This is a genomic window from Pedococcus sp. P2_E2 (assembly GCF_056403955.1).
Window position 1 is genome coordinate 1 of the sequence record NZ_JBFUEM010000019.1, and the last position, 2,911, is coordinate 2,911.

3 protein-coding genes and 1 pseudogene are annotated in these 2,911 nt (G+C 66.0%); all 4 read right to left on the reverse strand.

Features of this window, described 5'->3' with window-relative positions; genetic code table 11:
* Positions 1-406: 406 nt before the first annotated feature.
* Positions 407-583, reverse strand: a complete 177-nt coding sequence (locus AC1DWR_RS19820; protein ID WP_477625031.1) for a hypothetical protein — start codon at positions 581-583, stop codon at positions 407-409.
* Positions 565-804, reverse strand: a pseudogene (locus tag AC1DWR_RS19825) (NAD(P)-dependent oxidoreductase); the annotation flags it as partial. The pseudogene AC1DWR_RS19825 and the gene AC1DWR_RS19820, both read right to left, overlap by 19 nt.
* A 525-nt stretch (positions 805-1,329) precedes the next feature.
* Complete coding sequence (locus tag AC1DWR_RS19830) at positions 1,330-2,355, reverse strand: ABC transporter ATP-binding protein (RefSeq protein WP_477625032.1); 1,026 nt, start codon at positions 2,353-2,355, stop codon at positions 1,330-1,332.
* Between the two features lie 5 nt (positions 2,356-2,360).
* On the reverse strand, positions 2,361-2,911 hold a 551-nt coding region (locus tag AC1DWR_RS19835), incomplete at its 5' end, for an oligopeptide/dipeptide ABC transporter ATP-binding protein (protein WP_477625033.1).

The following is a 2,911-nucleotide window of genomic DNA, read 5'->3' on the forward strand; positions in this document are numbered from 1 at the left end:
GCGGAACAGCTATGAGCAGGAACAGCTATGAGCAGCAACAGGACTCGCATCCCGGCGCGACGCTCGATCCTAGACACGCGGTACCGCTCCAGCCGAACAGCCCGTCCTGCGGTATTCAACCCGCGCATATCAGCCTGACCGTGCGTCGCCAACGACACGCTCGCCCAGGCAGGTCCATGAGCCAACACAGAGGCGCCGCCCGGAAAGCCATCCGGACGGCGCCTCGCCCTGCCCTCTTGACAGGAAGTCGCTACATATCAGCTGTGACGACGATCGTGAACATGCGCAGCTCGGGGTGTGGGTCTCCACCTCGTACGTGCCAGGCTGTGTCGTGCGCAGGTCGAGTGTGGTCGGCTTGCCTGCTGTGAGCTCGACCTCTTTGTCGAAGCCGTGCGCATGCGGTTCGTCATCGTGGTCGCTGGTCACGGTACGGCGCAGCGTCTTCGGCCTTGAGGGTGACGATGCCTGGCTGCGGGTCAATACGCTTTCCGGTGAGCGTAATGCCAGCGTCTTGTTGGCTTCCGCCGACGTTGATGATGTGGCTGCCTGGCTTGAGTGCCGCGATCACCTTGCCGTTGACCAACGCGCGCGGGCCTCTGTGAGCGGCGCGACGATCACGAGACGGTCCGCGCCGCCGACATAGTTGACCAGTTCGGCGCTCGCGACGACTCGGCCGAAGTCGGGGTCGTCGTTAAGCGCGGTTCTCCCAGCGCCATTGACATCCGTGCCGACCGCCCGCAGAAGCCGTGTGACTACTCTGCCGATTGACCCTGTGCCGACAACCAGTGCGGTGCTCGCCGCGACTGTGCGTGTTTCGCAGTGCCGTCACTCGCGCCGCAACTGGAGGTCGTTGCTTCGATGCATTTCCTTGGCGAAGGCCAAGATCAATCCCAGGACGTACTCCGCGATGGGGACGGTCTACGATGCCGCGGGCGTTGGTGACGACGATGTCGGAAGCGGCTAGTTCGTCGAACATCAGCGTGTCCACACCAGCAGCCGACGTGGATCCACTCCATGGCCCCTGTCCTGCTCCAGGTGTGCAGGGCGGGTGAGAAGAAGTCCCACAAGAATTGCGCTTGGGCGTCAGCAAGCGTGGCGGCTCAGCCCGGTCGCGGCGACGTATCGCACTTCGGCGCGCATCCCGATGGCCGTCATTCCGGCGGCCGCGTGCCGTCGGTTGGACATAGGACCGCGATGATCGGCCGGGGGTCTGTTGGATGCGTTCCTCTGTAGATTGCGCGTCACAAGCAAGGGCTGCCGGCGAGGTGCTCCACGCGGCACCGACGTGACCCTCGTCGAGGGGCTCGATGGGGTACACCATCTGATGCTCTAGAAAGCTGGCGTCGAGGGCCCGGCAATGCTCGGCAGCTCGGCCCAGAAGTGGCAGCTGGTGAGGTGGTCCTCGCCGGCCTGGGCGGTCGGCGGCTCGGTGGTACGGCAGATGTCCTGGGCCAAGGGACAGCGGGGATGGAAACGACACCCTGACGGGGGGTCGATCGGACTGGGCGGCTCGCCCTTGAGCTGGGTGATGATCGCATCGGAGCCGTTTTCCTCAGCCAGTGAGGCGGCCAGCAGCACTCGGGTGTACGGGTGGCGCGGGTTGGTGAACAGCTCCTCCCGCGGGGCGATCTCCACGATCTGCCCCAGATACATCACGGCCACCCGGTCGCACAGGTAACGCACCACCCGCAGGTCGTGGGAAATCAGCACCAGGGTCAGGTCGAGCTCGTCCTTCAGCTCCACCAGCAGGTTCAGGATCTGGGCCCGGATCGAGGCATCCAGGGCCGACGTCGGCTCGTCACAAATCAGGAACTTGGGCTTCAGGAGCAACGCTCGAGCGATGACCAGCCGCTGCAGCTGACCACCGGAGCACTCCCGGGGCAACCGGTCGAGGATGTCCGTCTCCAGCCCGACCCGGTTGAGCATCTCGGCGATCCGGTCCGCCCGTTCGGCCTTGTTGCTCATCCCGTGGTGGCGCAACGGCGCGTCAAGGCTGGTGCCGAGCCGCATCTTGGGGTCGAAGGCGCCGTACGGGTCCTGGAAGACGAACTGCATCGAGCTGCGGAGCTTCTTGAGCCGCGTGCCCCTGACCCGGGAGATGTCCTCGCCGTCGAAGACGACGCTGCCGCTGTCGAGCGTCACCGCGCGCAGGATGGTCCGGGCCAGCGTCGACTTCCCGCACCCGGACTCACCCACAAGACCCAGGACCTCCCCCCGCCGGACCCCGAGCGACACCCCGTCCACCGAATGCACCACCTTGCCTCGGCCGGCAGGGTAATGCTTGACCACACCATCGAGAACCAGCAGCGACTGCGTACCCTCCTGCCGCTGCGGGACCTCCTCCGTCACCGCCATGGCGCTCATCCTGCCTCCGCATGCTCAGGAGCCGCATAGCAGCGGCTGTGGTGCTCGTGTTCCCCACAGGTGTGCAGCGTSGGYTCGGCGCCCTGACAGGTCTCACTGATCCCCAGCGCGGCCGCCTTCGCGCACCGCGGCAGGAACCGACAGCCGTGTCCCATCGCCCGCGCCTGAGCCACCGACCCGGGGATGGTGAACAGCTTGCCGCGCTCGGCCTGGAGCAGCGACGCCTTCAACAACGCCTCCGTGTACGGGTGCTGCGGGTCCTCGAAGATGTCCCGGGTGGCACCCTCCTCCACGATCCGACCGGCATACATCACCGCGACCCTGTCCGCCATCGACGACACGATGCCCAGGTCATGGGTGATCAGCAGGATCGACAACCCCGACTCATCCCGCTTGCGCCTCAACAGGTCCAGGATCTGCGCCTGCACCGTCACATCCAGAGCCGTCGTGGGCTCGTCCGCGATCACGAGCTCCGGGTCCGCCGACAACGCCGCCGCGATCATCACCCGCTGCGCCATCCCACCGGACAGCTGATGAGCGAACGAAG

Excerpts from the sequence above, each read along its gene's own strand:
- AC1DWR_RS19830 (WP_477625032.1), bottom strand. The coding sequence starts at position 2,355 with ATGGCGGTGACGGAGGAGGTCCCGCAGCGGCAGGAGGGTACGCAGTCG.